Origin of the sequence: Streptomyces silaceus (genome assembly GCF_001419745.1) — a bacterium.
In the GTDB taxonomy this organism is placed as follows: domain Bacteria; phylum Actinomycetota; class Actinomycetes; order Streptomycetales; family Streptomycetaceae; genus Streptomyces; species Streptomyces silaceus.
In genome coordinates this window covers 1-1,343 of the sequence record NZ_LIRJ01000565.1, presented here as the reverse complement: position 1 = coordinate 1,343, position 1,343 = coordinate 1, and the positions used below count along the sequence as shown (strand labels likewise).

Annotated in this window: 2 protein-coding genes; one reads left to right on the top strand and one right to left on the bottom strand. The window is 71.3% G+C overall.

Annotation, left to right across the window (positions count from 1 at the left end; genetic code table 11):
- Nucleotides 1–34: 34 nt before the first annotated feature.
- On the top strand, nt 35–502 hold the full coding sequence (locus AOK22_RS36690; protein WP_055702996.1) for a MarR family winged helix-turn-helix transcriptional regulator: 468 nt from the start codon (nt 35–37) through the stop codon (nt 500–502).
- A gap of 35 nt (nt 503–537) precedes the next feature.
- Here AOK22_RS36690 and leuE read toward each other — a convergent pair whose 3' ends face one another.
- Entirely contained in the window at nt 538–1,200 is a 663-nt protein-coding gene (gene leuE, locus AOK22_RS36685; protein WP_055702995.1) for a leucine efflux protein LeuE, read from the bottom strand.
- Nucleotides 1,201–1,343 lie beyond the last annotated feature (143 nt).

Here is a 1,343-nt window from a genome sequence, read left to right as displayed (position 1 = left end):
CCTCAAGTCGACTTGAGGTCCTACCTTCGCACGCATGACGACCTTCACGTACTCACACAGCGACTCCGACCTGATCAACCAGCCCGTCGGCTACTGGAGTTCGGCCGCGGGGACGGCCGTGGTCCACCACATCCGCACCACCCTCGCCGAGCTGGGCCTGACCCAGCCCCAGTGGTGGCTGCTCAGCCAACTCGTCCCGGCCCCCGAGGGCCGCCCCCGGGACGAGGTCGTCGCGATGCTGAAGGGCTACCTCGAAACCGGCGAGGGTGCCCTGCTGCACGACATCAGCGCCCTGCACGACCGTGCGCTGATCACCGAGGACGCCGCGGGCCGCATCGCCCTCACCGACGAGGGCCGCGCGCTCCAGGCCCACGTGGCCGAGCGCCAGCAGCGGCTGCGCGCGGAGATCCACGAGGGCATCGACGACGAGGAGTACGTCGCCGCCCTGAAGGTCCTTCAGCGGATGATCCACAACGTGGGCGGCTCGGCCTGGCACCACTGACGCCCCCCGCGGTGCGCCGCACGCGGACGCCTGCGTCACACGCTGCTGAGCGACAGCTTCACCGCGAACCCGAGGAACAGCGCGCCCGCCGCCGAGGTGGCCCCGGCCGAGAGCCGCCGGCGGCGGCGGAAGGCGGCCGACAGCTTCGTGCCGCCGAATATCAGGGCCGTGAGGTAGAGGAAGCTGGCCAGCTGGGCCAGCGCCCCGAGCACCACGAAGGACAGCGCGGGATAGGCGTAACCGGGATCGACGAACTGCACGAAGAAGGCGATGAAGAACAGGATCGCCTTCGGATTGAGGAGGCTGATCACGAAGGCCTTGCGCAGCGGCCGCTCCCCCGCGCCCGCCGTCTCGTCGTCCCGCCGGGCCCCGTCCGCGACGGCCTGCTCGCGGCGCGCGCGCCACATGCCCCACGCGGCCCTGAGCATCCCGACCGCGAGCCAGGTCAGATACCCGGCGCCCGCGTACTTCACGATCCCGAAGAGCAGCGGGTTGGCCTGGAGCAGCGAGGCCACACCGGCCGCCGACAGCGTCATCAGGACGGTGTCGCCGCACCACACGCCGGCGGCGGCCGCGTACCCGGACCGCACACCGCGCCGCGCGGCCACGGAGAGGACGTACAGGGAGTTCGGCCCCGGCAGCAGCACGATGAGGACGAGGCCCGCGAGATAGGTCGGAAGATCGATGACACCCAGCATGGGCGGAGTGTCGCACGGGCGTACGACATCAGGACATCGGTGTCCGCAGGGCGGACGGCCACACTCCGGATGACGCCTCAGTACGCGTCCGGCGGCACATGGGACCCCCACACCTCCCGCAGCGCCCCGCACACCTCCCCCAC